24 protein-coding genes are annotated in these 25432 nt (G+C 69.1%); 11 read left to right on the top strand and 13 right to left on the bottom strand.

Annotated elements, in window-relative coordinates; all coding sequences use genetic code 11:
- Positions 1 to 25: 25 nt before the first annotated feature.
- Positions 26 to 1084 (bottom strand): NAD(P)/FAD-dependent oxidoreductase, encoded by a 1059-nt coding sequence (locus tag FIU83_RS16130; RefSeq protein WP_152484986.1) that lies wholly within the window; start codon positions 1082 to 1084, stop codon positions 26 to 28.
- A gap of 118 nt (positions 1085 to 1202) precedes the next feature.
- Between FIU83_RS16130 and FIU83_RS16125 the strand changes: the two genes are divergently transcribed.
- Positions 1203 to 2108 (top strand): TIGR01777 family oxidoreductase, encoded by a 906-nt coding sequence (locus tag FIU83_RS16125; RefSeq protein ID WP_152484985.1) that lies wholly within the window; start codon positions 1203 to 1205, stop codon positions 2106 to 2108.
- 128 nt (positions 2109 to 2236) lie between these two features.
- On the opposite strand, the gene rapA is transcribed toward FIU83_RS16125, so the two are convergent.
- Both rapA and FIU83_RS16115 read right to left on the bottom strand, forming a co-directional pair.
- Entirely contained in the window at positions 2237 to 5185 is a 2949-nt protein-coding gene (gene rapA, locus FIU83_RS16120; RefSeq protein ID WP_152484984.1) for an RNA polymerase-associated protein RapA, read from the bottom strand.
- 318 nt (positions 5186 to 5503) lie between these two features.
- Positions 5504 to 6304 (bottom strand): TlpA disulfide reductase family protein, encoded by an 801-nt coding sequence (locus tag FIU83_RS16115; protein ID WP_152484983.1) that lies wholly within the window; start codon positions 6302 to 6304, stop codon positions 5504 to 5506.
- Between the two features lie 115 nt (positions 6305 to 6419).
- Between FIU83_RS16115 and FIU83_RS16110 the strand changes: the two genes are divergently transcribed.
- The gene (locus FIU83_RS16110; RefSeq protein ID WP_152484982.1) at positions 6420 to 6647 is read left to right on the top strand and encodes a hypothetical protein; all 228 of its coding nucleotides are present in this window, start codon (positions 6420 to 6422) and stop codon (positions 6645 to 6647) included.
- A 116-nt stretch (positions 6648 to 6763) separates the two neighbouring features.
- On the opposite strand, the gene FIU83_RS16105 is transcribed toward FIU83_RS16110, so the two are convergent.
- The gene (locus FIU83_RS16105) at positions 6764 to 8254 is read right to left on the bottom strand and encodes a CoA-acylating methylmalonate-semialdehyde dehydrogenase (RefSeq protein WP_152484981.1); all 1491 of its coding nucleotides are present in this window, start codon (positions 8252 to 8254) and stop codon (positions 6764 to 6766) included.
- A 125-nt stretch (positions 8255 to 8379) separates the two neighbouring features.
- Positions 8380 to 9735, bottom strand: coding sequence for an aspartate aminotransferase family protein (locus FIU83_RS16100; RefSeq protein ID WP_152484980.1), 1356 nt, complete (start codon positions 9733 to 9735; stop codon positions 8380 to 8382).
- A gap of 198 nt (positions 9736 to 9933) precedes the next feature.
- Between FIU83_RS16100 and FIU83_RS16095 the strand changes: the two genes are divergently transcribed.
- Together FIU83_RS16095 and FIU83_RS16090 are read left to right on the top strand one after the other, a co-directional pair.
- Positions 9934 to 10854, top strand: coding sequence for a LysR family transcriptional regulator (locus FIU83_RS16095; protein WP_152484979.1), 921 nt, complete (start codon positions 9934 to 9936; stop codon positions 10852 to 10854).
- A 171-nt stretch (positions 10855 to 11025) separates the two neighbouring features.
- Complete coding sequence (locus FIU83_RS16090; protein WP_152484978.1) at positions 11026 to 11478, top strand: universal stress protein; 453 nt, start codon at positions 11026 to 11028, stop codon at positions 11476 to 11478.
- Between the two features lie 217 nt (positions 11479 to 11695).
- Here FIU83_RS16090 and FIU83_RS16085 read toward each other — a convergent pair whose 3' ends face one another.
- From FIU83_RS16085 to FIU83_RS16055, 7 genes are all read right to left on the bottom strand, one after another.
- The gene (locus FIU83_RS16085; protein WP_152484977.1) at positions 11696 to 12049 is read right to left on the bottom strand and encodes a RidA family protein; all 354 of its coding nucleotides are present in this window, start codon (positions 12047 to 12049) and stop codon (positions 11696 to 11698) included.
- A 1-nt stretch (position 12050) separates the two neighbouring features.
- The gene (locus FIU83_RS16080; RefSeq protein WP_152484976.1) at positions 12051 to 13460 is read right to left on the bottom strand and encodes an NAD(P)/FAD-dependent oxidoreductase; all 1410 of its coding nucleotides are present in this window, start codon (positions 13458 to 13460) and stop codon (positions 12051 to 12053) included.
- On the bottom strand, positions 13447 to 13779 hold the full coding sequence (locus FIU83_RS16075; protein ID WP_152484975.1) for a (2Fe-2S)-binding protein: 333 nt from the start codon (positions 13777 to 13779) through the stop codon (positions 13447 to 13449). The genes FIU83_RS16080 and FIU83_RS16075 overlap by 14 nt, the downstream gene beginning before the upstream one ends.
- Positions 13757 to 14881 (bottom strand): FAD-binding oxidoreductase, encoded by a 1125-nt coding sequence (locus FIU83_RS16070; protein WP_152484974.1) that lies wholly within the window; start codon positions 14879 to 14881, stop codon positions 13757 to 13759. Before FIU83_RS16070 ends, FIU83_RS16075 begins: the two co-directional genes overlap by 23 nt.
- Before the next feature lie 64 nt (positions 14882 to 14945).
- On the bottom strand, positions 14946 to 15944 hold the full coding sequence (dctP, locus tag FIU83_RS16065) for a TRAP transporter substrate-binding protein DctP (protein ID WP_152484973.1): 999 nt from the start codon (positions 15942 to 15944) through the stop codon (positions 14946 to 14948).
- Between the two features lie 30 nt (positions 15945 to 15974).
- Positions 15975 to 17273, bottom strand: coding sequence for a TRAP transporter large permease (locus FIU83_RS16060; protein WP_152484972.1), 1299 nt, complete (start codon positions 17271 to 17273; stop codon positions 15975 to 15977).
- The gene (locus FIU83_RS16055) at positions 17266 to 17832 is read right to left on the bottom strand and encodes a TRAP transporter small permease (RefSeq protein ID WP_152484971.1); all 567 of its coding nucleotides are present in this window, start codon (positions 17830 to 17832) and stop codon (positions 17266 to 17268) included. Before FIU83_RS16055 ends, FIU83_RS16060 begins: the two co-directional genes overlap by 8 nt.
- Positions 17833 to 17967: 135 nt before the next feature.
- Between FIU83_RS16055 and FIU83_RS16050 the strand changes: the two genes are divergently transcribed.
- The 3 genes from FIU83_RS16050 to FIU83_RS16045 are packed head-to-tail and all read left to right on the top strand — an operon-like array spanning position 17968 to position 20311.
- Positions 17968 to 18906, top strand: coding sequence for a LysR substrate-binding domain-containing protein (locus FIU83_RS16050; protein ID WP_152484970.1), 939 nt, complete (start codon positions 17968 to 17970; stop codon positions 18904 to 18906).
- 53 nt (positions 18907 to 18959) lie between these two features.
- A complete protein-coding gene (locus FIU83_RS17500) occupies positions 18960 to 19103 on the top strand; it encodes a hypothetical protein (RefSeq protein ID WP_172976107.1) in 144 nt (47 codons plus the stop codon).
- Between the two features lie 11 nt (positions 19104 to 19114).
- Positions 19115 to 20311: a hypothetical protein gene (locus FIU83_RS16045; protein ID WP_152484969.1), complete on the top strand. Its 1197-nt coding sequence runs from the start codon at positions 19115 to 19117 to the stop codon at positions 20309 to 20311.
- Positions 20312 to 20443: 132 nt separating this feature from the next.
- Here FIU83_RS16045 and FIU83_RS16040 read toward each other — a convergent pair whose 3' ends face one another.
- Positions 20444 to 21052: a helix-turn-helix domain-containing protein gene (locus FIU83_RS16040; RefSeq protein WP_172976106.1), complete on the bottom strand. Its 609-nt coding sequence runs from the start codon at positions 21050 to 21052 to the stop codon at positions 20444 to 20446.
- A 165-nt stretch (positions 21053 to 21217) separates the two neighbouring features.
- On the opposite strand from FIU83_RS16040, the gene FIU83_RS16035 reads away from it, so the two are divergent.
- The 4 genes from FIU83_RS16035 (at position 21218) to FIU83_RS16020 (ending at position 25277) form a co-directional block, all read left to right on the top strand.
- Complete coding sequence (locus FIU83_RS16035; protein WP_152484967.1) at positions 21218 to 22276, top strand: C4-dicarboxylate ABC transporter substrate-binding protein; 1059 nt, start codon at positions 21218 to 21220, stop codon at positions 22274 to 22276.
- Between the two features lie 89 nt (positions 22277 to 22365).
- Positions 22366 to 22881: a TRAP transporter small permease subunit gene (locus FIU83_RS16030; protein ID WP_152484966.1), complete on the top strand. Its 516-nt coding sequence runs from the start codon at positions 22366 to 22368 to the stop codon at positions 22879 to 22881.
- Entirely contained in the window at positions 22878 to 24206 is a 1329-nt protein-coding gene (locus FIU83_RS16025; protein WP_152484965.1) for a TRAP transporter large permease subunit, read from the top strand. Before FIU83_RS16030 ends, FIU83_RS16025 begins: the two co-directional genes overlap by 4 nt.
- A 30-nt stretch (positions 24207 to 24236) precedes the next feature.
- Positions 24237 to 25277 (top strand): Ldh family oxidoreductase, encoded by a 1041-nt coding sequence (locus FIU83_RS16020; protein ID WP_253939501.1) that lies wholly within the window; start codon positions 24237 to 24239, stop codon positions 25275 to 25277.
- The last annotated feature ends 155 nt before the right edge of the window (positions 25278 to 25432 follow it).

Here is a 25432-nt window from a genome sequence, read left to right as displayed (position 1 = left end):
GGATGTCTCCAGTCGCGAAGAGGGATCAGGAAGCGTCGGCCGCGAGGGCCTCGCCGAGGTGATGACCGGAGAGCCAGGCGTCCTCGACTCGCGGCCCGCGCCAGCCGTCGCCGCACAGCGCGAGCCCCTCGGGGGTGCGACGGTGGTCGAGGTTGACCGCTTCGCCGCCGGCGAAGACGTCGGGCTGGGCATAGCGCCAGCGGTGGGCGCCCAGCGCGGTCGGCTCGGGCAGCGTCACGCCCTCCGGCAGCCGGTCGCGGAAGGCCTCGAGCAGCGCCCGGGCCACGGCCTCGGCGTCGCGCTCCAGGTGCGCCTCGCTCCACTCGAGCCGCGCCAGCAGGCTCAGGCTCTCGCCCTGGCCGTGTCGGCCGGGCTTGTGGTCGTTGCGGCTGACGAAGCGCAGCGGCGTCTCGTCCGGGGCGCGGTTCGGGGCGGGGGCCAGGCGCACCGCCTGCCAGTCGTCGTCGACCCTGGGCAGGGCCGGCAGCGGCTCGGCGAAACGGGCCCAGGCGGCCCAGCAGGGGCGCTGGATGATCGCCTCGCAGGCGGCCGCGAGGCTCGGCGCCAGGGGTTCCAGCAGCGCCTGGGCCTGGGGCGAGGGCAGGGCGAGCACCACCCGGGCGAAGGGGCCGTGGCGCTCGCCATGCTGGTCGACCAGCCACCACGCCCCGTCCCGGGGCTTGAGGCGCTCGATACGGGTCCCGGTGGCCACCTCGAGGCCGTCGGCCAGGTGGCGGGTGACCGCGCTCATGCGGGGCACGCCGATCAGGCGCTCGACGTCGTCGCGGTGGCGCTGCCAGCCGGTGGGCCCGGCCTCCCACAGGGAGTCGGGCCAGGGCGCGACCACGCCCGCCTCGCGCCAGGCCGTTACCGCGCGGCGGAAGGCCGGATCGCGCACGCTGAAGAACTGGGCCCCCAGGTCGACCGCGGCCTTCTCGAGGCGACGGCTGGACATGCGCCCGCCGGGGCCGCGCGCCTTCTCGAAGAGGCGCACCGGCAGGCCGTGCGCCCGCAGGGCCTGTCCACAGGCGAGGCCGGCGATGCCGGCGCCGATGATGGCGGTGGTAGCGGTGGCGTGGGACATGGGGCTCTCGTGCAGTCAACGGCGTTCATCGCTAGACTAGCAGAAGTGTACAACGGCTGTATAACTCATGGCGGCCGGCCGCCACGGCGGGCCGCAGATGGCTGGGGAGGGATTCCGGATGCGAGTGCTGATCACGGGCGGCAGCGGGTTTGTCGGGCAGCGGCTCTGCCGGCGGTTGAAGGAGGCGGGCCATCAGCTGCTGGTGGTCTCGCGATCGCCCGACGAGGTGCGCGACCGCCTGCCGGAGGGCAGCGACATCCGGCGCTCGGTGCTGGACTTCGTCGACACCCCGCCGGACGCCATCGTCAACCTGGCCGGCGAGCCGATCGCCGCCAAGCGCTGGAGCGAGGCGCAGAAGGAGCGGCTGATCGACTCCCGGGTCAACGTCACCGGCGACCTGGTAATGCTCTGCGAGCAGTTGAAGGCGAGCCTGGGGCGCATGCCGAAGGTGATGGTCTCGGCCTCGGCCATGGGCTACTACGGCGACCAGGGCGATCGCGAGGTCACCGAGCAGACCCCGGCCCACGACGAGTTCGCCCATCGGCTCTGCAAGCGCTGGGAGGAGGTCGCCCGAGGGGCCGAGGACTACGGTGTGCGGGTCGCCCTGCTGCGCATCGGCCTGGTGCTCGACCAGGGAGGCGGCAGCCTCGCGAAGATGCTGCCGCCCTTCAAGCTGGGGCTGGGCGGGCGCTTCGGCGACGGCACCCAGTTCATGCCCTGGATCCACCGCGAGGACCTGGTGCGCGCCATCCTCTTCCTGCTCGAGCGCGACGACCTGGCGGGCCCCTTCAACGGCAGCGCCCCCCACCCGGTCACCAACGCCGAGTTCTCCCGCACCCTGGCCAGGCAGCTGGGGCGCCCGGCGCTGATGCCGGTGCCGGCCCTCGCCCTGGAGGTCGCCTTCGGCGAGATGGCGCGGCTGCTGCTGACCGGCGCCGACATGCGCCCGGCGCGGCTGCAGGAGGCCGGCTTCGCGTTCCGCTTCCCGACCCTTGAGAAGGCCCTGGCCGATATCCTCGGCTGAGGGCTTTCGACCTACGCTTGGCCGAGGGCGCTGCACCCAGACTCGGCTTTAGGCACTATGCCCCATCGCACGGAGGCCCCCGCCGGCACTGCCGACCGGGGCCTCTGGGTATCGCAGGTTGCCGTCGCTCAGCGGGCGTCGTCGCCCACCGTGACGATCACCCGCACCGCGTCCAGGCGCAGGCGGGTGGCCTCGATGGCGGCGTCCAGCTCGGCGCGCTCGCGGCGCAGCGCCTCGAGCTCGTCGGCGCGCACCGCGGGGTTGAGCCGCGAGAGCGCCTCGAGGCGAGCGAGCTCGGCGTCGAGTTCGGCGCGCATGCGCCCCTGGGCGGCCTCGACGATGCTCGGCAGCTCCCGCTGGGCCTCGGCCTCGGCGCCGTCGAGCAGCTCGCGCAGCTGGTCGTGGCGGCTCTTGATCAGGTCCCGGGCGACCGCCTTCTTGACCTTCTGCACCGCCTTGGAGAGGCCGGTGAAGGAGATCTTGGCGGTCAGGTTGGCCCCCGACTCGTCGAGCAGCACGCGCACCGCGGTGGGCGGCAGGAAGCGGTTGAGGTGCAGGCGCTTCGGCGCCGGGCAGTGGGTGCGGAAGACCAGCTCGACCATCAGCCGGCCGGCGGGGATGGCCGGGTGCTTGAGCAGCGCCAGGGCGGTGTTGCCCATGGCGCCGCCGAGGATCCGTCCCATCATCTCGCGCAGCAGCGGGTGCTCCCAGGAGAGGCGCTGGACGTCGTCCCGGGCCAGGGCGCGCTCCCGGGAGAAGGTGGCCGAGAAGCCCTCCTCGCCCTTCACCAGGCCGGGCAGGCCGTCGAGCATCTGCGGGCTGGGCTGCAGGTGCTGGATGCCGCCGCCGATGTCCTGGCTGTCGACCCCGAAGATATCCAGCGCCTGGTCCAGGTAGCGGGCCAGGGCCTTGTCGGCGTCGAGCTCGCGGATCGCCTCGGCGACCGCCTCGGCGCGGTCGTGGCGACAGGCGTTGAGCTCGAGCAGGCGGTTGCGGCCGGCGTCGCGCTCCGCGAGCTTGGCCTCGAACAGGGCGCGGGTCTCGGCGATCACCTCGTCGAGGTCCTCGTCGTCGAGCAGGCTGTCGGCCAGGGTGTCGCCGAAGGCGGCGTGGATCTCGCTGCCGAGGCCTTGGGGGGCGCTGAAGGCGTCCAGGCCCTCGTGGTACCAGCGCAGCAGCTTCTCGCCGGGGCTTCCGGTGAACACCGGCGCGTGGATCTCGATGGCGTGGCGCTGGCCGATGCGGTCGAGGCGGCCGATGCGCTGCTCGAGCTGGTCCGGATGAAGCGGCAGGTCGAACATCACCAGGTGACGACAGAACTGGAAGTTGCGCCCCTCGGAGCCGATCTCCGAGCAGACCAGCACCTGGCAGCCCTCCTCCTCGTCGGCGAAGGCCGCCGCGGCGCGGTCGCGCTCGACCAGCGAGAGCCCCTCGTGGAACACCGGGGCCTGGTAGCCGCCGAGCACCCGCAGGCCCTCGGCGAGGCCCTGGGCGGTCTCGCGGTCGTGGGCGATCACCAGCACCTTGTCGCCGGCGAAGCCCCCCTCGCCGTCGTCGGCGAGGCGCTCCAGCAGCCAGCTCACGCGCGGGTCGAACTGCCACCAGGGCTCGGTATTGAGGGGGTCGTCGGTCATCGCCCGATACATGGCGTCGGGGTAGATCAGCACCTCGGGGTGGTCGAGGCCGGTCTCGATGAGCAGCTCGTCCAGGTAGTCCTCGTCCCGGGCCAGGCGCCGCAGCACCCGCCGGTAGGCGGAGGGCGCCTCGAGCTCGGCGATATGCAGGCGCCGCTCCGGGAAGCCGCCCACGTGGCGGCGGCCGTTGCGGAACATCACCCGGCCGGTGCCGTGGCGGTCGAGCAGCTGGTCGCGCAGCTGCTCCCGGGCCGCGGCGCGCTGGTCGTCGCCGCGCTCGGGATCGGCCAGGGTGTCGAGCAGCGCCAGGCTGTCGGGTTCGTGGATCACCGCGGCGACCCGCTCGCGGTCGGCCGCCTCGCCGGGCAGCCGCTCGAGGGCGTCGATCGCCTCGGCGACCTCCACGTAGTGGGCCTCCTCCTCGCGGAAGGCCTCGAGGCTGTGGTAGCGGTCCGGGTCGAGCAGCCGCAGGCGGGCGAAGTGGCTCTCGAGGCCCATCTGCTCCGGGGTGGCGGTGAGCAGCAGCATGCCGGGCACCTGGCCGGCCAGCTGCTCCACGCAGTCATAGCCGGGCCCGCTCTGCTCGGGGCTCCAGTCCAGATGGTGGGCCTCGTCGACGATCAGCAGGTCCCAGTCGCAGGCCTGGGCCTGCTGCTGGCGATGGGCGTTGGCGAACAGCCAGTCCTGGCTCGCCAGCACCAGCTGGCCGGCCTCGAAGGGGTTGGCGCTGCCGTGGGCGAGGCTCTGCTGCTCGTCGAGCAAGGTGACCTCCAGGGCGAAGCGGCGCAGCAGCTCGACCAGCCACTGGTGGGTCAGGCTCGCCGGCACCAGGATCAGCGCCCGCTCGGCGCGGCCGGTGAGCAGCAGCCGGTGCAGGATCAGGCCGGCCTCGATGGTCTTGCCGAGGCCCACCTCGTCGGCCAGCAGCACGCGCGGGGCGTGGCGGCGCGACACCTCGTCGGCGATGTAGAGCTGGTGGGGAATCAGGTCGATGCGCGGGCCGGCCAGGCCCAATGCCGGATTCTGCTCGACCCGATGATGGTGATGCAGGGTGCGAAAGCGCAGGTCGAACCAGTCGTTGCGATCGACCTGGCCGGTCAGCAGGCGGTCCCGGGCCTGGTCGAACTGCATGGTGTCGGCGAGGCGCGCCTCGGGCAGCTCGCACAGCTCGCCGGCGTCGTCCTCGCCGATGTAGACGATCAGGCCGCCGACCTCTTTGCTGTCGTCGACGGTCATCTGCCAGCCTTCGGTGGACTGGATGCGATCGCCGCTGCCGAAGGCCACGCGGGTCAGGGGGGCATTGCGGCTGCTGTAGGTGCGGGTTTCCTGGCTGGCGCCGAAGAGCACGGTGACGCTGCGGCCGTCGACGTTGAGAATGGTGCCCAGGCCGAGTTCGGCCTCGCCGTCGCTGATCCAGCGCTGGCCGGGGGAGAAGTCGCTCATGATGCCTCGGGGGATGCTTGGGATCGGTTCGTTGCCGCTGGCCACACCCGGCCCGGCGGCGACAGGGCGCGGTATCTTACAGCAAAGCCCGACGCGGCTTAAGCGTTCGGGGAGCGATCACAGGTAATTGCCATTGGGCATGATGAGGGGCGCCGGGGACAGGTCAAAGAGGGGGTCCTACGCCATGGATGGCGTCGGTAGCGCCCAGGGATGGGTTCACAGCGCCCCCTCGCCGACCTGTCGACGGATCAGCCCTGAGCGATAACGCTATCTGCGATAGCTCTGGCACCGATCAGGGAGCGATCGCCCCGCGGCGGTTCAGCGCTCGTCCAGCCAGGCCGAGAGCTGGGCGCGGGTCAGCTCGCCGACGTGCTGCTCGCGGGCGCGCCCCTCGGCATCGAAGAGCAGGGTGGTGGGCAACCCCGGCGACTCGGCCAGCACCATCATCCGCTGGCGCGGGTCGAGCAGTGCATGGCGGAAGGCCAGGCCCTGCTCGTCGAGATAGCGCACCGCCTCAAGCAGGGTCTCGCCCTGGTTGACGATCACCACGCTGACATCCTCCCGGGCATCGGCCTCGGCCAGGATCGGCATCTCGCGCCGGCAGGGCGGACACCAGGTGGCCCAAAGGTTGACGATCACCGTCTCGCCCGCGAGGTCGGCGAGGTTCACGGGCTCCCCCTCGAGGTTCTCGAGGGCCAGGTCCGGCAGTTCGCGCAGGGCCATGCCGCCGCCCAGCGGCGCCAGGGTCACCAGCGCGAGCCACCCGAGCGAGACCCCGAGCGCCAGGCCCATGCCGCCGAGCATCGCCCCCAGCCGGTCCCGAAGGATCCAGCCCGTCCAGGCGAGCGCCGCGAGTAGCCCCCAAAGGCCGTGATAGCCGGGCTGCCAGAGCTTGAGGATATCCAGCGGGGCATCGACATAGGCGCCGGCGTTCATCGCCACGTGGCCCAGGCGGGCGCCGACCAGCCAGGCCACCAGCAGGCCGTTGAACCAGCGGGCGTGGCGGCGGCGCGGCAGGCCGAGGAGCAGGGCGCTGGCGCCCAGCAGCACCAGGGCGGCGAGGAAAGCGTAGAGGCGCGGCAGCGCGATCAGCAGCGGTCCCAGGGCGATGGCATCCATGTCGTGGCGGTGGCTCCGAGAGGTCGGCGGCGGGGGCCGCAGCGGTTACACTGGGCGCATTCGTTTCGCCAAGCCTACTGCCGGCGGGCAGGGCTGTCATCCAGCGGGAGCACGCATGTCACGACCGGCCTTCGATACCCTGCGCGCCCTGGCCATCGCCAGCCAGGCCCTGGGCTTCCTCCTGATCCTCACCCTCGAGACCGTGATGGGCGATGCGGCGCGGCCCTGGCAGGGCTGGACGCTCGCGGCCATGGTCGCCTTCGCCCTGGGCATCGCCCTGGTGCGGCTCTACCGGCGCAACAAGGCGCGCAAGGCGATGGCGCGACAGCACGGCGAGGAGTAGCCGTCGATCTTCATGCGAGGACAGGCACGCGCCAGGCTCTCCATAACGCCGACAGCCGAACCGGGAGGCCCGGTTCGGCTGTGATGGGGCGGGCGTCACCGCCATGGGGCAGGACCTCAGGAGGGGAAGGAGAACTGCGCCCCCTCGCGGATGCCGGCCGACGGCCAGCGCTGGGTGACGGTCTTGCGCTTGGTATAGAAGCGCACGGCATCCGGGCCGTAGGCGGCGAGGTCGCCGAACAGCGAGCGCTTCCAGCCGCCGAAGCTGTGGTAGGAGACCGGCACCGGCAGTGGCACGTTGATCCCCACCATGCCGACCTGGATGCGATCGCTGAAGTAGCGGGCCGCCTCGCCGTCGCGGGTATAGATGCAGGTGCCGTTGCCGTACTCGTGATCGTCGATCAGCTTCATGGCGGCCTCCATGGTGTCGACCCGCACCACCAGCAGCACCGGGCCGAAGATCTCCTCGAGGTAGCAGGTCATGTCCGGGGTCACGCGGTCGATCAGGGTGCCGCCCACGTAGAAGCCGTGCTCGTGGCCCGGCACCCGGACGCCGCGGCCGTCGACCACGATCTCGGCGCCCTGGGCCTCGGCGCCGTCGATGTAGCCGCAGACCTTCTCCTGGTGGGCCTTGGTGATCACCGGGCCGAAGTCGTTGCCGGCGTCATGGAAGGGGCCGACCTTCAGGGTCGTCATCTGCGCCTGCATCTTGGCGATCAGGGTATCGGCCGCCTCATCGCCCACCGCCACCGCCACGGAGAGCGCCATGCAGCGCTCGCCGGAGGAGCCGAAGGCGGCCCCGGTCAGCGAGCTGACCACGTTGTCCATGTCGGCATCGGGCATCACGATGGCGTGGTTCTTGGCGCCGCCCAGCGCCTGGCAGCGCTTGCCGTTGGCGCTGGCGCGGCTGTAGATGGTTTCGGCGATCGGCGTGGAGCCGACGAAGCTCACGGCCTTCACGCGCTCGTCGTCGAGCAGGGTGTCGACGGCCTCCTTGTCGCCGTTGACCACGTTCAGCACTCCGGCGGGCAGGCCGGCCTCCAGCGCCAGCTCGGCGATGTAGAGCGAGGCGGTGGGATCGCGCTCGGAGGGCTTCAGCACGAAGGTGTTGCCGCAGGCGATGGCCATGGGATACATCCACAGCGGCACCATGGCCGGGAAGTTGAACGGGGTGATGCCGGCGACCACGCCGAGCGGCTGGAACTCGCTCCAGGAGTCGATGCCGGGGCCGGTGTTGCGGCTGTGCTCGCCCTTGAGCAGCTCCGGGGCGCCACAGGCGTACTCGACGTTCTCGATGCCGCGGGCGAGCTCCCCCTGGGCGTCGTGGACGATCTTGCCATGCTCCTGGCCGATCAGCCGGCAGATCTCGTCGGCATGCTGCTCCAGCAGCGCCTTGAAGCGGTACATGACGCGGGCCCTCTTGGCGGGCGGCGTGTCGCGCCAGGCCGGGAAGGCGGCCTCGGCGGCGGCGATCGCCTGCTCGACGGTGGCCTTGCCGGCCAGGCCGACCTGGCCTCCGACCTCGCCGGTAGAGGGGTTGAAGATATCCTGGGTGCGCCCGTCGGCGTCGACGCGGGTGCCGTTGATCAGATGGCCAAGGGTGGTCATGTGTTACCTCTCGAGTAGGAAGTTGTAGGTTGAGGCCTTCATTCTGTTGTCCGATTGCCGCTGGCGGAGTCACTCGGGGCCGCTGCCTCGCGCTCCCTCGTCACTCGCCACGACGGTGGCTTCGTTCAGTCCAGCTCGCCGAGGGCGTCGCCCAGGGCGTTGATCAGCCGGTCGATCTCCTCGCGCTCGACGATGAAGGGCAGGCCGAGCTGGATGGTGTCGCCGCCGTAGCGCACGTAGAAGCCCTTCTCCCAGCACTTCATGGCGATCTCGAAGGGGCGGCGGGCCGGCTCGCCGGGGTAGGGCGCGATCTGCAGGGCGCCGGCGAGGCCATAGTTGCGGATGTCGGTGATGTAGCGGCTGGCCTTGGGGTCGCTGCGCAGAGAGTGCAGGGCGCTCTCGAAGATCGGCGCCATCTCCCGCACGCGATCGATCAGGCGCTCGTTCTCGAGCACGTCCAGGGCGGCCAGGGCCGCGGCGCAGGCCACCGGGTGGCCCGAGTAGGTGTAGCCGTGGGGCAGCTCGAGCATGTAGTCGGGGCCGCCCTGTTGCATGAAGGTGTGGTAGATCTCGCCCTTCACGATGACCCCGCCCATGGGCACCGCCCCGTTGGTCAGCTGCTTGGCGACGTTCATGATGTCAGGGACCACGCCGAACTCCTCGGCGCCGGTCATCGAGCCCATGCGCCCGAAGGCGGTGATCACCTCGTCGAAGATCAGCAGGATGTCGTTGGCATCGCAGATCTCGCGCAGCCGCTTGAGATAGCCCACCGGCGGCGGGATCACCCCGGCGGAGCCGGCCATGGGCTCGACGATCACCGCGGCGATGTTGGAGGCATCATGCAGGGCGATCAGCTCGAGCAGCTCGTCGGCCCGCTCGGCGCCGCGCTCCGGCATGCCGCGGGTGAAGGCGTTCTCCGGAAGCAGGGTATGAGGCAGGTGGTCGGCATCGATGCCCTGGCCGAACATCATGCGGTTGGCGCCGATGCCGCCGAGGCTGATCCCGCCGAAGTTGACGCCGTGATAGCCCTTTGCGCGTCCGATCAGCTTGGTCTTGGTGGGCTTGCCCTTCTTGCGCCAGTAGGCGCGGGCGATCTTCAGCGAGGTGTCGGCGCTCTCGGAGCCGGACCCGGTGAAGAAGACGTGGTCGAGGCCCGCAGGCGTCAGGCCGCGGATGCGGTGAGCCAGCTCGAAGGCCTTGGGGTGGCCGTACTGAAAGGCCGGGGCGTAGTCCAGCTCGCGCAGCTGCTGGGACACCGCCTCGGCGATCTCAGGCCGGCAGTGGCCAGCGCCGCAGGTCCAGAGCCCGGAGAGGCCGTCGTAGATCCGGCGCCCGTCGGCGTCGGTGTAGTAGCTGCCCTCGGCGCCGGTGATGATGCGCGGGTCGCGCTTGAACTGGCGGTTGCCGGAGTAGGGCATCCAGTAGGCGTCCAGCTGCTCGGCGCTCAGGCCCGCGGTCTGTCGGGGAGAACGATCAGACATGACACACCCCCTTTGTTGATGGTTGTCGTATGGGTGACGGTTGAGTGCAGCGTGGATCAGGGCGACGATCAGTTAAATTCCGATATATTGAATCTCATGTAAGCGTAAGGTTAACTTTTCGGCGCGCCCTTCGGTGCGTCGGCCGGCCTCGCGAGCCGGTTCAGCGGGCGGGTTCATGCAGGGAAAGAGGAGGGAGCGATGTCACGTCGCAAGGAGGCGCTGAGCGGGGCGCTCGGCGATGCGGACCTGCGGCTGCTGCGGATCTATCGCAAGGTCGTGGAGTGCGGCGGCTTCTCCGCCGCCGAGGTGGAGCTCGACATCAGCCGGGCCGCCATCAGCATGGCGATGAGCGACCTGGAGACGCGCCTGGGGCTGCGGCTCTGCCAGCGAGGCCGAAGCGGCTTCGCGCTGACCGACGAGGGCGCCGAGGTCTACGAGGCCGCCCTGCAGCTGCTGGCGGCGACGGAGGGGTTTCGTACCCGGGTCAATGGCCTGCATGCCTGGCTCAAGGGGGAGCTCAACATCGGTATCACCGACAACCTGGTGACCATGCCGGAGATGCACATCACCGATGCCCTCAGTGCCTTGAAGGCGCGCGGGCCGGATGTGCAGATCAATATCCGCATGATTCCCCCCCACGACATCGAGCTCGGTGTGCTGGATGGCCGCCTGCACACCGGGGTGGTGCCGGCGATCAAGACCCTGCCGGGGCTGCACTATCGCGCGCTCTACGAGGAGACCTCGCGGCTCTACTGCGCCTCCGGGCATCCGCTGTTCGACGCCGCGCACGTCACCGACGCGGCGCTGGCGCACAGCGATGCGGTGATCCCGGCCTATGCCCAGAGCCCGGAGATCAAGGTGCTGCACGAGCCGCTGCGGGCCACCGCCTCGGCCACCGATCGCGAGGGCATCGCCTTCCTGATCCTCACCGGGCGCTACATCGGCTACCTGCCGACGCACTTCGCCGAGCGCTGGGTGCGTGACGGCAGGATGCGCGCCTTGAAGCCTGACACCTGCCGCTACGTGACCCACTACAGCGCCATCACCCGCAAGGGCGCGCCGCCCAACCGGGTGCTGGAGAGCTATCTCGAGGAGCTGGGACGACGGGGGGCGGGCTGAGAAAGCGCCCTCCCGGCGGGACGAGCCTCAGGAAGTGGCGACGTCCACGGCCGCGTAGGCGACCATCTCGGCCCGTCCCATATCGCGGTTTGCCGAAATGGGGGCAGCGTCTAGTCTGAGGGTATGGGGCCAGCCACGGCCCGCTTCCCACCCGCACAGGATCGACCCGTCATGTATAGCGCAATCCTTGTTCCCCTCGATGGTTCCTCCCATGCCGAGAAGGCGCTCGGTGTGGCGGCACAGCTGGCCCGTGGCGCGGGCGCGACCCTGCACCTGATGACCGTGGCCGAGTTTCCGCCCGACAATATCGGCCTGTTCACCGGCGGCACCGCCGAGCCCTTCTCCGAGGAGGAGCGGGAGAAGCTGGCCGCCGGCATGAAGGAGGAGGCCCACAAGGTGATCGACCAGGCCCGCGCGGCGGTCGACCTCGCGGGCATCAAGGTCGAGGAGACGGTGCGCCAGGGCCGTCCCGCCGAGAATATCAACGCGGCGGCCGAGAGCCTCGGCGTCGATGCCATCATCATGGGGAGCCGCGGGGTCAGCGACATGCGCGGGATGGTCTTCGGCAGCGTCTCCCACAAGGTCAGCCATACCGCCGGCTGCACCGTGATCACCGTGACCTGAGCGGGTCGACGGCCGGGCGGACAGGGGAGGGCGATGCGAAGGTGACCTCGCCAGGCCATTCCGTCCTTCGCCGTTCGTCTCGGATCTGGCCTTGTCGCCGACAGCGCTCGGCATCTGCACCGGCCTTTTATGCGTGAACTTTTGTGCGTGAACACCAGACGGGCCCCGCGATCTATCGCGGGGCCCGTCTGGTGTGGCCGATGCGTGGCGCGTCGGGTCAGCGTGCCAGGGCGGCCACCACGGAGATCTCGACCAGCAGCTCCGGGCTCGCCATGCGAGCCTCCACGCAGGCGCGGGCCGGCGCCTTGCCGTCGGGGACCCAGGCGTCCCAGACGCGGTTCATCTCGTCGAACAGCGCCATGTCCTTGAGGTAGAGGGTGGCGGACAGCAGGTGGTCGCGGTCGCTGCCGACGCTCGCCAGCAGGGCGTCGACCTTGGCCAGCATTGTCTCGGTCTGGCCGGCGATGTCGGCATGGCGATCCGCGGCCACCTGGCCGCACAGGTAGGCGATGTCGTGGTGAACGACGGCGCGGCTCATTCGGACGCCGGTCTCGAAGCGTTGCAGGGTCATCTCAGTTCCTCGTCGGGGTATCGGTTTCGTTCAGGCTGGCCAGCTCGCCCAGGCTGAGCGGCTTGATCGGGGGGCGGATGTGGTAGTAGCCGACGGCGTCGACCGGCTCGCCACACTGGTCGGCGATCACCTGGGAGACCGTCAGGCCGCACAGGCGCCCCTGGCAGGGACCCATGCCTGCCCGGCAGAAGGCCTTGGCCTGGTTGGGGCCGCGACAGCCGGCATCGGCAATGCGCCTGAGCTCCCCCGCCGTGACCTCCTCGCAGCGGCAGACGATGGTCTCGTCGTCGGGCACCAGGAAACGCCGTGCCGGCTGGTAGAGCACGTCCAGGAAGGGGCGGATGGCCAGCTGGGGCGCCAGGCGATTACGCAGCGGGGCGGCGAGGCGGTCGCGGGTCGAGGCGTCGAGGCGCTCGAGCTGCTCGGCGATGGCCAGGGCGGAGAGGCGTCCGGCGTCCTCGGCGGCCATGGCGCCGGCGATGCCGCCGGCGTCGCCGGCGACGAAGATACCCGGGCGCGAGGTCTCGCCCCAGGCATCCAGCCGCGGCCGCCAGCACTGCTGGGCCTCGTCCCAGTCGTGGGCCAGCTCGAGCGCCCGGGTCAGCTGGACGTTGGGCACCACGCCCTGGTGCACCAGCAGGGTCTGGCAGGGGCGCTCGTGCCACTGCCCCGCCTGCCGGTAGCGCAGGTGCGTCAGGCGCTCTCCGTCGTGGGACGCGGCCTCGAGACCCTCGATGCCCTTGAGGTGGGAAATGCCGGCGCGACGAATCTCCCGAAGCAGCCCCAGGCCCTTGGCCAGCAGCCGCGGGTTGCGCAGCGCGCCGGCCAGGTGGCGCGCCGCCCGGCGCCAGCTGTCGCGCGGCGTGGTGTCGAGCAGCGCCTCGACGGTGACGCCGGCGCGCGCGAGCTGGGCGGCGATCAACAGCAGCAGGGGGCCGCTGCCGGCCAGGACGATGGGGCCGGGCGGGGCCATGGCGCTGCTCTTGAGCAGGATCTGGGCGGCGCCCCCGGTCATCACGCCCGGCAGGGTCCAGCCGGGGAAGGGCACCGGGCGCTCCTGGGCGCCGGTCGCCACCAGCAGGCGCCGGGTGCGCAGGCGCTGGCTGGCGCCCCGGTGGGAAACGTCGAGGCTCAGGTCCTCCTCGACGCCCCAGACGGTGGTGCCCGGCCGGTAGTCCACGCCGGCCTGCTCGAAGGCCTCGAGCAGGCCGCGGCCGTGATAGTAGTCCTCGCCGAGGATCGCCTCGTTCGCCAGGGGGGCCCGGCCGATCGCCCGGTAGATCTGGCCGCCGGCCTCCTCCTGCTCGTCGAGCAGGGCGCAGCGCAGCCCCTGGCGGGCGGACTCCGCGGCGGCGGCCATGCCGGCCGGCCCGGCACCGATGATGATCAGGTCGTAGTCAGGCGTCGCCATGGTGGTCCTCCCCGTGCATGTCGCGGGCCCCGCATTGACGGCGAATCCGCATGCCGTCGCGCACCGGAATCATGCAGCCCTGCTGGTTGGGCGCGCCGTCGATCTCGATCAGGCACTCGAAGCACACTCCCATCAGGCAGTAGGGCGCTCGCGGGGCCTCGCTCGTCGGGGTGGTGCGGGAGGGCAGCAGGCCGGCGGCCAGCACCGCGGCGGCGGCGCTGTCGTGCCGATCCACCTCGACGGGCGCGTCCTCGACGAACACCGTCACCGTGGCCTGAGGCCGGCAGGGCAGGCGCTCAAAGGGCGAAGCGCTGGGCATGGAACACCTCCAGGGGCAGGTCGGTTGCATCGCCGGCGATCCAGTCCGCCAGCGGGCCTTCGTGCAGGGCGCCGAGCGTCACGCCGCTGTGACAGGTGACGAGGTAGGCGCCGGGGCAATCCCGGGAGGCCTCGTAGACCGGGTAGCCGTCGGGGGTCATGACGCGCAGGGCACCCCAGGCCCTGACCATCCGGACGTCGCGCAGCAGCGGGAAGAGGCGCACGGCGCGCCGGGCGATGTGCGCCATGACGTCGGTGGTGGTGCCGCTGTCGAAGCCGACGTCCTCCTTGGAGTCGCCAATCTGCACGGTGCCCTCGCCGGTCTGGCGGACGTGGCCGGTGGGGTAGTGGAGGAAGGGCCGGACGCGCTCGGCGATCAGCACCTGGCCACGATTGGGGAAGACCGGCGCCGACAGGCCGACCATCGGGGCGAGCTCGCGATTGCCGAGCCCCGCGGCCAGCACGACCTTGCCGCAGGACCAGTCGCCCGCCGGGGTGGTGACCCGGAAGGCCTCGCCCTGGCGCTCGATGCCCTGGACCCGCCCGCCGTTGTCGATCACGCCGCCCTGGGCGCGGAAGCGCTGGGTCAGCGCGCGCAGCAGCAGCAGCGGGTTGAGGTGCCCGTCCTCCGGGCACCAGGTGGCACCGGCGACCTCGTCGCCGATGTCGGGGAAATAGTCGCGCACCTGGGCGAGATCCAGCGTCTCGTGGGGATAGTCGCCGCCCGCGGCGTCGCGCATCTTGGCCAGCATGCGTCGCCTGGCCTCGAGCTCGTCCTCGGTGAGGCAGAGGTAGAGCCCGCCGCGCTGCTGGAGCTGGACGTCGATGCCGGTCTGCTCCTGCAGGCGCCGGGCGAGGTCCGGCCACAGCCGGGCCGAGCGACGGGTGATGCTGGCATAGGCGGGCTGGGTATCGCCCTTGCCCTGGACCCACACCAGCCCGAAGTTGCCGCGAGAGGCGCGCAGGGCGACGTCGCCCTCGTCGAGCACGGCGACCTTCAGGCCATGGCGCTGGAGTCCCAGGGCGATGGCGATGCCGACGAGCCCGCCGCCGATCACGCATGCGTCGGCGCTACGCGAGCCGTTTGGTGGCCTTGGCGTCATCGTCGTTACCTGAATGATGGTCGAGAGGGGGAGGGAGGCCCGGCGGGTGGCCGGGCCGGGGTATTCAGCGAATGGCCTTGTCGAGCACGGAGTTCGCCCACTCGGCGCCGATGTCCTCGAGGATGACCGGCCAGACGTTCTCGCGGACCAGCTCGGCGTGGCCGGCGATCTGCTCGTCGGAGACCGGCACGATGGTGGCGCCGGCCTCGACCAGAAGCTGCTCGTTGCGGGCCTGGTCGGCCTCGGCCCCTTCCCAGCGCGCCGCCTCGAAGCGCTGCGCGGCGTCCTGGAGCGCGACCTGCTGGGTCTCGTCCAGCTCGTCGTAGATGTCCTGGTTGATCAGCAGGTACCACATCTCGAAGTGAGTGTTGAGCGGCAGGTAGTACTCGGTGACGTCGCGGAAGGAGGCGTAGTAGCCCTCGGCGCCCGAGCCCATCACGCCGTCGACCACGCCGGTCTGGACGGCGGTGAAGGCGTCGGAGAACGGCAGCGGCGAGCCGATGTAGCCGATGTTGTCGGCCATCAGCTGGAAGGACTTCATGGGCGGTACGCGCAGCTTGGCGCCCTTGTCGGCGGTCGGGTCGGCGGCGTTCTCCACCTGGCTGTTCAGGGCCACGCCGCCGAAGTAGACCGGCCAGGCGCCCAGCACCCGGATGTTCTGCTCCGCGTAGATCTTCTCCACCTCCTCGCGCAGCGGCGCGCCCTCCTGGAACACCTGCTGGGCGTCCTCCCAGCTCTGCACGAGGTAGGGCAGGTAGGCCAGCTGGAAGCGCTTGTCGGCGCCGGATGCCGGCGGCTGGACCGCCATGTCGACGGCGCCCAGGCTGACGCGCTCCTGCACCACCGTGTAGTCGCCCAGGGCGTTGGCCGGGAAGAGACGCACGTTCACCTCGTCGTCGGTGGCCGCCGCGACGTCCTCGGCGAAGGCCGCGGCGGCGGTGTCGATGGCCGTGTCCTGGGGGCGCACGTGGGAGAGCTTCAGGGTGGCGGCCTCGGCGACCGTGGAGAGGCTGGCCGCGAGGGCGACGGCGCTGACAAGAGTTTTCATCTCGAGGGTTTTCATTGTTGTCTCCTGATGAGAGCGGATGGACGATCAGTAGCCGAACAGGCCGGGCAGGAACTCGGACAGGTCAGGCCAGGCAGAGACCAGCACCACCACCGGGATGTAGCCGAACAGGATCAGCGTCATGGCGGGCTTCACCACCTCGGTGAAGCGCACCTTGCCGATGCGGGACCCCAGGTAGAGGATGCTGGCGTAGGGAGGCGTCACCCCGCCCATGGCGGTGTTGACGCCCATGATGGCGGCGAACTGCACGGGGCTGACGCCCAGCGCCTCCATCAGCGGAAGCAGCAGCGGCGCCGTGAGGATGATGGCGGTGATGTCGTTGACGATCATGCCGATGAAGAACAGCAGCAGGTTGATCAGCAGCAACAGCACCAGCTTGTTGTCGGTGATCTGGAAGATCATGTCGACCAGCGCCTGGGGAATGCTCTCCATGACGTAGATCTGGCTGAGCATCAGGCTGAACAGGATCATGATCAGGATGGCGCCGATGGCGGTGGCCGACTCCTTGCCGGACTCCAGCAGGGTCCGCCAGGTCAGGCCGCGGTAGATCAGAAAGCCCACCGGCAGCGCATAGATGACCGCCACGGCCGCGGCCTCGGTCGGCGTCATGATGCCGCCGTAGATGCCGCCGAGGATGATCACCGGCATCAGCAGCGCCGGCAGGGCATGGCCCGTGCGACGCCCGGCATCGCGCATCATCTGATCGAAGGGCAGCGGCTCGTCGAGGACCAGGTCGAACTTGCGCGACATCACCATGTTGACGAGGCAGAAGTTGAGCATGATCAACAGGCCCGGCCCCAGGGTGGCCAGGAAGCTCGCCAGGATCGAGGTGTCCGTGACCCACCCGTAGACGATCATGGTGACGCTGGGGGGAATCAGCAGGCCGAGGATCGAGGAGTTGGCGATCAGGGCGGTGGAGTAGGCGCGGGGGTAGCCCTTGCGCTCCATCTCCGGGATCAGCAGCGGGCCGATGGCGGCGATGCCGGTCAGGCCGCTGCCGGAGATCGCGCCGATGATGGCGCAGCTCACCGCCGCCACGGCGCCCAGGCCGCCGCGGATGCGCCCGACGAAGACGTTGACGAACTTCAGCAGGCTGCCGGCGATGCCGCTCACGCTCATCAGGGTGCCGGCGAAGACGAACAGCGGGATGGCCAGCAGGATCGGGTTCGTCAGCTGACTGAAGCCCCACACCATCATGCCGCGCATGGTGGCTTCGCCGATCAGGGTCATCACCATCAGGGCGGCGCCGAAGCAGTAGGGCAGGGGAACGCCGATGGTCAGCAGCACAATCAGGACGGCAAAGGCCAGCAGGGCGATCTCAATCATGGGAGGAGTCCTTCTGGGAATCGGTCAGTACCCGGAACTCGTGGACCTCGGAGGTCTCCGGATAGTCGGGATCTTCGGGGGCGTGGTCCGGGCGCTGGCGAATGCCGAACAGGAAGCCGAGGTTGCGCAGCAGGTGCCAGAGGGTGAAGGCGATCATCAGCACCAGGCCGATGAACAGGGCCGATTCGTAGACGATCGTGGGCAGGTAAAGCGTGGGCGTCTCCTTGTCGACGCGCAGCGCGTAAGTGAAGTAGTCCCAGGCCCAGAGGGTGAGCCAGACCGAGACCACGATGCTGACGGTGTCGGCGATGGCCTGCAGCAGCGCACGAGCGCGTTCGGTCTTGAGGAAGATATCCAGGACATTGGCACGGATCTGGGTGTCTTCCCGTGACGCGTTGACGCTGCCGAGGATGTAGAGCCAGATCGTGGGAATGATGGCGGCCTCCTCGAGCCCCATGATCGGCGTCTCGAAGAGGTAGCGGGTGATGACCTGGATGAACTGGCAGATCGCGACGGTGCCGATCAGCAGGGTGAGGGTGTAACGAAAGAGTCGTTCCATGGGGCCTTCTCGCTTGTTGTGGTTGTCTGCCGGGGCCGTGCGGCATACCCGGCAATGTTGGGTGGCGCGGTATATAACATCAAATCGTTTATATGTATGATTTGATAATACTGTGTTGTTAACTGCGGGGCCGGCATGCCGAAATTGACCTACCGCCAGATCGAGGCGTTTCGCGCGGTGATGATCAGCGGGACTACCAGTGGGGCCGCGGAGATCCTGTGCGTCTCCCAGCCGGCCGTGAGTCGCCTGCTCGCCGATTTCGAGAGCACGGTCGGGGTGGCGATGTTCGAGCGACGTCGGCGTCGTCTCCATCCGACGCCCGAGGCCCGGTTCTTCTTCGAGGAGGTGGAGCGCGCCTTCGTCTCCCTCGAGCACCTGTCGCGCGCCGCCAAAGAGCTCCGCGAGTTCCACCTCGGGTCGTTGAGGATCGCCTCCATGCCGGCGGCCTCGGTGGAATTCCTGCCCAACCTGACGGATCGGTTCAGCCAGCAACACCCGGGCGTCTCGATCACCCTGCAGGTGCGCAGTACCCAGCAGGTGGTCGATCTGGTGGCCACGCAGCAGTTCGACCTGGGCGTGATTTCCGGCATTCCCCTCGACGATCCCGCCGTGGAGGAGCGCACTCTGGCCGACAGCCGGCTAGTGTGCGCCTTGCCGCCCGGGCATCGCCTGGCAGACCGGGAGGTCATCGTGCCGTCGGATCTCGAGGGCGAGGTGTTCGTCTCGCTGGGGTCGGAGCAGAGCCTTCGCCACACCATCGATGGCGTCTTCGAGCGGGCCGGCGTCAAGCGCCAGCTGCTGATCGACACGCAGCTTCACTACGCCGCCTGTGCCTTCGTGCTGGCCGGGTCGGGGGTGTCGCTGGTGGATCCCATCACGGCCTGGCACTACCGACGACTGGGCCTCGTCGTCAGGCGCTTCGAGCCGCGGGTCCAGTACCGCTACAGCGTGATCCTGCCGCGGCAGAGAGGGACCTCGGGCCTTACCCGCTCCTACCTCGCCCTGCTGGACGAGTCGCTAAAGCGGCTCGAGCGCGAATCGGAGGGGCTGTTCGAGGTGAGTGCGAGCCGCTAGGCCCGGCCCTCAACCGGCCGAGCATCGCCTTGACGGGGGGGCCAGGTGAACCCATGCAACGCTGGCGGCCGCTGCCATTGGACGACGCCAAGGCGGTTCGGGCCATCGCGTTGCTTGATCGCTCAGGCTGGAAGACACTCGAGGCCTATGAGGGGCCGCTCGTCGACACGAGCCTGGCGGCGTTTCCATCCATGTGAGGGAAGGATCCATGCACTGCATTGCGGATACCGAGCGACTGGCGAGCGAGGGGATCATCACCACCGAGCAGGCTCGCGAAATCGAGCGTCGCGGCCGTGAAGCGATGGTGGCGTTGGCGATCAGCACGATCCTGTGTTTCGGCATCGTGGCTGCCACCGCCGGGTTGATTCTCTGGCTGGCGGATGCGGCGTCGGTGGCACTGTTCGGGGCGCTGTTCGTGGTGGGTGGCCTGGCGATCCTGTCGAAAGCCGGTGAGCTCTATCGCATGTTCGGCCATGCCGCCGTGTTGATCGGGACGGGCATGCTGCTGGGCGGTGGTTCAGCGGAACTGCTGCAGCGGTTCGAGGGTGATGGAGCCTGGGGCATCCTGGGCATGGGGTTCGTTGTCGCAGCCGTCGCGGGAGCAAGGCTGCTTCGGGATGGGGCGCCTGCCCGGTTCGTTACCGGTGCTGTCGTCGTCATGGGGCTGGCGATGCACCTTGGCGGCGCTGGTGTGGTGCTGGCCACCCATGACGCGTCAGGCTGGTTGGTGAGCCTGTTCTACCTCTACGCCGCCTGTGCGATCGCAGGCGTCGGGTGGCTGATCGATGTTCGGTTTATCACCGCCCTGGCGATCCTGCCCTTTGCTCAGATGCTGGATACCGGCACCTTCTACCTGCACGCGGTCTATGCCTTCTACTCCCCCGAGGCGACCCTTTCCATCCTCCAGATGGCCGTGCTGGTGGCGCTCTGTGTCCGGGCGCACACCCGATGGGCAGAGCGCCACGCGCGCCATGCCCGAGTGCTGGCGATGATGGGATTTATCACGGCCAACCTCTGCGCCCTGGTGGGCTCCCTCTGGGGGGATGTGGTGGGGGAGAGCCTGTGGGGGCCGGGTGCCGTGCCTGCCCCTGGCCAGAGCTGGGAGGAGCTGAGGGCCTTGCGTGAGGTCTTCCCTGAGTCGACCATCACCATTGGGCCCGAGGCCTTCACTGTTGCTTGGGCGTTGGCGCTGGTTGCGGTCGTCGTTGCCTCGGCTGTTCGCGCCAATCGGGGACTCTTCAATGCTGCCCTGAGTTTCGCCGGCATCCACGCTTACACGCAGCTGTTCGAATCCCTGGGGGATGAGCCGTTGGCCTATGTGGTTGGCGGTCTCGGTGCGATTCCCGTGGCCTGGGGCATATGGCGGCTCAATGGCTGGATCGCCTTGCGGGGGCGACCGGGATGAGGCCGAGCCGCCGGCCTCGGCCTATTCGCTCCGCCAGGGCCGCATAGTGGCTTGTCTCTTCCTGCCTATCGCGACCCCGCGAGGACCCGTCGCGGCTCCGTCTATCGTCTGAGGGGCGGCGGGCCCGCCGGCTCAGGCGTGCGCGCTGCAGACCCAGATCAAGGTAGCCGGCCGCTCCCCGCGGTAGGTCACGGCATGGCCCAGGGTGCTGTCGAAGGCGAAGCTGTCGCCGACGCCGAGCTCCACCGGGTCATACAGCTCTGTCCACACCGTCACCTCGCCGTTGGTGACGATGACCTGTTCCTGTCCGGGGTGCTTCTGCAGCTCGCCGAACTCCTCGAGGCTGCGGTTAAGGATCGTGGTGTCCAGCACCATGTACTCCTTGGCGGCCACGTTGTTGCAGAGCGGCCTGAAGCGGTAGTTGGGCGTCTCGATGATGTCGCCTTCCTGGGCGCGCGTCAGCGCCCACCAGCCGCGAAAGGCGGCTTGCCCCGAGTGGTAGAACAGCTCGCTGACATCGACCTGCAGCCCCTGGGCGAGGCTGACGATCGCCTCATAGGTGGGCGAGATGTGCCCGTTCTCGATGCGCGACACGCTGGCCGCCGAGATGCCGGAGGCGGCGGCCATGGCGGCGATGGTCAGCCCTCTGGCCTTGCGCAGGGCGCGGAGGTTGTCGCCGATCGCTCCCGCCTTGCGCTGCCGGTGCTTCAGGATCTTTGACGATTCCGTCGAGGTGGTCATGGCTGGCTCCATCGGGATGGTGGTGCGTGGTGAGTGGCGTTCATCCATATTTGACGCATTTTTGCGTATCTGCAATGCTTCGTCGGTAAACCGATTACTCACATGTCGCTCACTAGAGCGAGCGTCTGGTCCTTGGTCTAACCATAAAAGATAGGGAAAACAAGAATGTACAAAGCAAATAGGGGTGTGCTTCATATCGGGGTCGTGGCGGGCCTGCTGGTCGCCGCCTCCGCCCAGGCGGAAGAGGTCAGCTGGAAGATGGCGACGCCCTGGGGCGGCGGCCCCTGGCTGGAGCGTGACGCCAAGACCTTCGCCGACTATGCCAACCAGCTGACCGGCGGCGACGTGAACATCGAGGTCTTCCCCGGGGGGACCCTGGGGGGCGCCCTGCGCGTCACCAATACCGTCAAGTCGGGCGTCGCCGAAGTCAGCCATAACTACATCAATTACGACTATGGTTCCGATCCGACCGCCGCGCTGCTGGCGGGGCACTCCAGCGGGCTGACCCCCGAGGAGTTCATGCTGTGGATGTACGAGGGCGGGGGTGTCGAGCTGTACGAGACGTTCCGCCGTGAAGAGTTCGGTGTGGTGGCCTTCCCGTGCTCCATTCTCGGCACCGAGATCTTCCTGCACTCCAACAAGAAGGTGCAGACGCTGGAGGACTTCCAGGGGCTGCGCCTGAGGACGTCCGGGGCCTGGGCGGAAATCGCCTCTCGGCTCGGCGCCTCGACCGTCGTGATGGCCGGCAGCGACATCTACACGGCCCTCGATCGCGGCGTGATCGATGCCGCCGAGTGGGGCAGCCCGGAGCTCAACAAGCCCACCGGTTTCCAGGACGTCGCGCAGTACGTCATCCTGCCCGGCGTGCACCAGTCCGGCGGCTTCCTCGAGTGCGAAGTCAACCAGGACGCCTGGGACCAGCTGACCGAGGCCCAGCAGGAGCAGCTGCGCCTGGCCGGCAAGCTGAGCGTCTTCGACTCCTGGCTCGCCAGCTCCTTCGCCGACCTTTCCGCGTTCCAGGAGCTGGAAGAGGGCCCCAACGAGCTCGTGCAGCTGGATCCCTCCTTCGTCGATGCCATCTATGAGGAGACGCGCGCCTGGGAAGACGAGAAGGCGGCCGAGAACGAGTGGTTCGCCCGCGTGCTCGAATCCCAGCGCGCCTTCAAGCAGGAGATGACCACCTGGCAGGACTATCGCCTGCCGATCGGTGCCATGGGCCGCTAGGCGCCCACCCTTCCTACCCGACGGCGACACGGGCGGGCTCCCCGCCCGTGTCGTCTTCATGTCGTTATGTCGTTGTTCGGGGCTTTCCCATGAAAACAATTGGTCTCATCGAGCGCCTGACGCGCTGGGCGGGATATGTCGGTGCCTTGCTGACGTTCCCGCTGGTGGCGTCCCTCGTCTACGAGGTGTTCAGCCGGTACGTGCTCGGCCGGCCCACGCTCTGGGCGTTTGAAATCAGCTACATGGTGATGGGGGCGATCTTCATGCTGGGCATGGCCAATGCCCTGCGGGTCGGCCAGCACGTGAGCGTGGATGTCGTCAGCCAGCGGTTCGCGCCTCGCACCAAGGCGCTGGTCAACCTGGTCTGCTATGCCGGCTTCCTGCCGGTGCTGGGCTGGCTGGTCTGGGAGCTCTCCTTCTACGCCCTGGAGGCCTTCGCGTCGAGCGAGCGCTCCGGGCGCTCGGCATGGAACCCGGTCATCTGGCCGGTGTTCAGCGTCTGGCTGCTTGGCTTCCTGCTGCTCGCCCTGCAGGTCATCGCCGAGATGCTGAAGTTTGCCGCGACGCTGACCGGGCGCGCGGTCGGGCAGGGAGAAGGCTCATGAGTGACTATCTAGCGCTGATCATGTTTCCCTCCCTGATCGGGCTGATCGTTCTCGGGTTCCCCATCGCGTTCTCGATGATCGTGGTGGCGACCCTCTTCGGCATCGCCCAGTTCGGGGATGCCGCCGCTTACCAGCTGTTGACCAAGATCGAGGACACGGCCTCCAACTCCATCCTGGCCGCCGTGCCGCTGTTTATCTTCATGGGGGCGATGCTCGAGAACTCGGGGATCGCCGAGCGGCTGTTCGGCGCCATCCATCTGTGGACGCGCCGCCTCCCGGGCGGGCTCGGCGTGGGGGCCGTCATCATGGGGACCGTCTTCGCGGCCGCCAGCGGCGTGGTCGGTGCCACCGAGGCCGTGATCGGCATGCTGGCCGTGCCGGTGATGCTCAAGCATCGCTACGACAAGTCGCTGATCTCGGGCACCATCTGCGCCAGTGGCTCCCTGGGCACGGCGATCCCGCCCTCCATCACCGTGGTCGTGCTCGGCCCCGTGGCCGGGGTGTCGGTCGGTTCGCTGTTCAGTGGCCTGCTGTTCCCCGGCTTCCTGATGGCGGTGCTGTTCCTGCTGTACATCGTGTTCATCGCCGCCATGAAGCCCCGGCTGGCCCCCCGCCTCGATGATGCGCAGGCGCGCCCGAGCTGGGGAGAGATGCTGTGGGTCACCTTCAGCGCCCTGCTGCCGACCATGGGGCTGATCATGATCGTGCTGGGCACCATCCTGATGGGGGTGGCGACGCCCACCGAGGCCGCGGCCTGCGGCGCCCTGGGCTCGGTGCTGCTGGCGCTGGCCTATCGTAACCTGACGGCCGCCGTGCTCTGGCAGGCCGCGATCAGGACGCTCAATATCACCGCGATGATCCTGCTGATCGTGCTGGGCGGCAACATGTTCGCGGGCGTGTTCTTCGCCTCCGGCGGCATGGCAACGGTCCAGTCCATGCTGATGGAGACGGGCATGAGCCCCTGGCTCATCCTCGGCACCATCCTGCTGATCGCCTTCCTGGCGGGGTTCGTGCTCGACATGATCTCCGTGGTGCTGATCGTCATTCCGGTCGCGATGCCGATCGTGGGCGCCCTGGGCTTCGACGAGATCTGGTTCTGCGTCGCCTTCCTGGTGGTCATGCAGACCAGCTACCTGACGCCGCCCCTGGCGCCGTCGATCTTCTACCTGCGGGCCATCACGCCGCCCGAGGTGACGCTCAAGCACATGTACAAGGGCGTCATGCCGTTCATCGGCCTGCAGCTGATCGTGCTGGCGCTGGTGCTGGCGTTCCCCTCGCTGGCGCTGTGGCTACCGGATGCACTGAGCGGACCATCATGGAAATGACCCCGGGCCACAAGAAAGGAGTGAGATCGAGTGAGTGATGCAACCCTGGGCGGCTCGGATGCCGATGTGACCCTGACGAGAGAAGAGCTCTTCTCCCTCTGCCGCCGGGTGCTGAGGCGGCAGGGCTTCAGCGAGCCCCATGTCGAGGCCCTGAGTGATGCCCTGGTGGCGGCGGAGGTGGACGGCAGCCGCTCCCACGGGCTCTACCGACTGCTGGGCTTCGTCGACACCCTTCGCCACGGCGGCGTGGTGCCCGATGCCGAGCCGGTGGTGGAGGATACGGCGGCGTCGGTGGTCAAGGTGGATGCCAGGGGAGGCTTTTCTCCCCATGCCTTCCGCGAGGGCCTGCCGGCGCTGGTCGACAAGGCGAGGGCCTCGGGGATCGCGATGCTGGCGATCAATCACTGTGTCCACGGCACCGCGCTGTGGGTGGAGATCGAGCGCCTGACGCGCGAGGGGCTGGTCGCGATCGCCTGCAACCCGACGCAGTCGTACATGGCACCCTTCGGTGGTCGTGAGCCCTTGCTGGGCACGAACCCGATCGCCTTCGGCTGGCCGCGCCCCGACGCGGATCCCTACGTCTTCGATTTCGCGACCAGCGCCATCGCCCGCGGCGATATCGAGCTCTACCGCCGCCAGGGCAAGGCGATTCCGCCCGGCTGGGGAGTGGGACGCGACGGCGCGCCGTCCCAGGACCCCGGCGAGGTGCTGGATCACGGCGCCATGCTGCCCTTCGGCGAGCACAAGGGCTCCGCGCTGGCGATCATGATCGAGCTGATTGCGGGGCCGCTGATCGGGGACATGCTGAGCGTCGAGTCGAGCGAGCATGACCGTGGGCGGGGCGGCCTGCCGTACCATGGCGAGCTGATCATCGCCATGGATCCGGCGAGGATCACCGGCGACGAGGCGGCCGTGCACATGGGACGCTCCGAGCGACTGTTCTCGCTGGTCCAGCAGCAGGGGGCGAGGCTGGCATCCCGGCGGCGCTATGAGGCGCGGCGCCGGCATCTTGCGCAGGGCGTCGCCCTGTCCCGGAGCCTGTATGACGACATCGTCGACCTGGCCTCATGAGCCACGCTCGCCGCGTGCCGAGGCGCGGTGACGAGGTGACGGGGCGGTAGGCCGCACGGGCGCTCCTCGGGAGCGTCCTTGCAGGGCGCGCCTAGACCCGGGCGCCCGCCCAACGAAAAACGGCCACCGCTCTGTTGAGCTAAGTGGCCGTTTTT

This window comes from Halomonas sp. THAF5a (genome assembly GCF_009363755.1).
GTDB lineage: Bacteria > Pseudomonadota > Gammaproteobacteria > Pseudomonadales > Halomonadaceae > Halomonas.
Note: the sequence above shows the minus strand (reverse complement) of the source record. Positions and strands in the feature narration are given on the sequence as shown.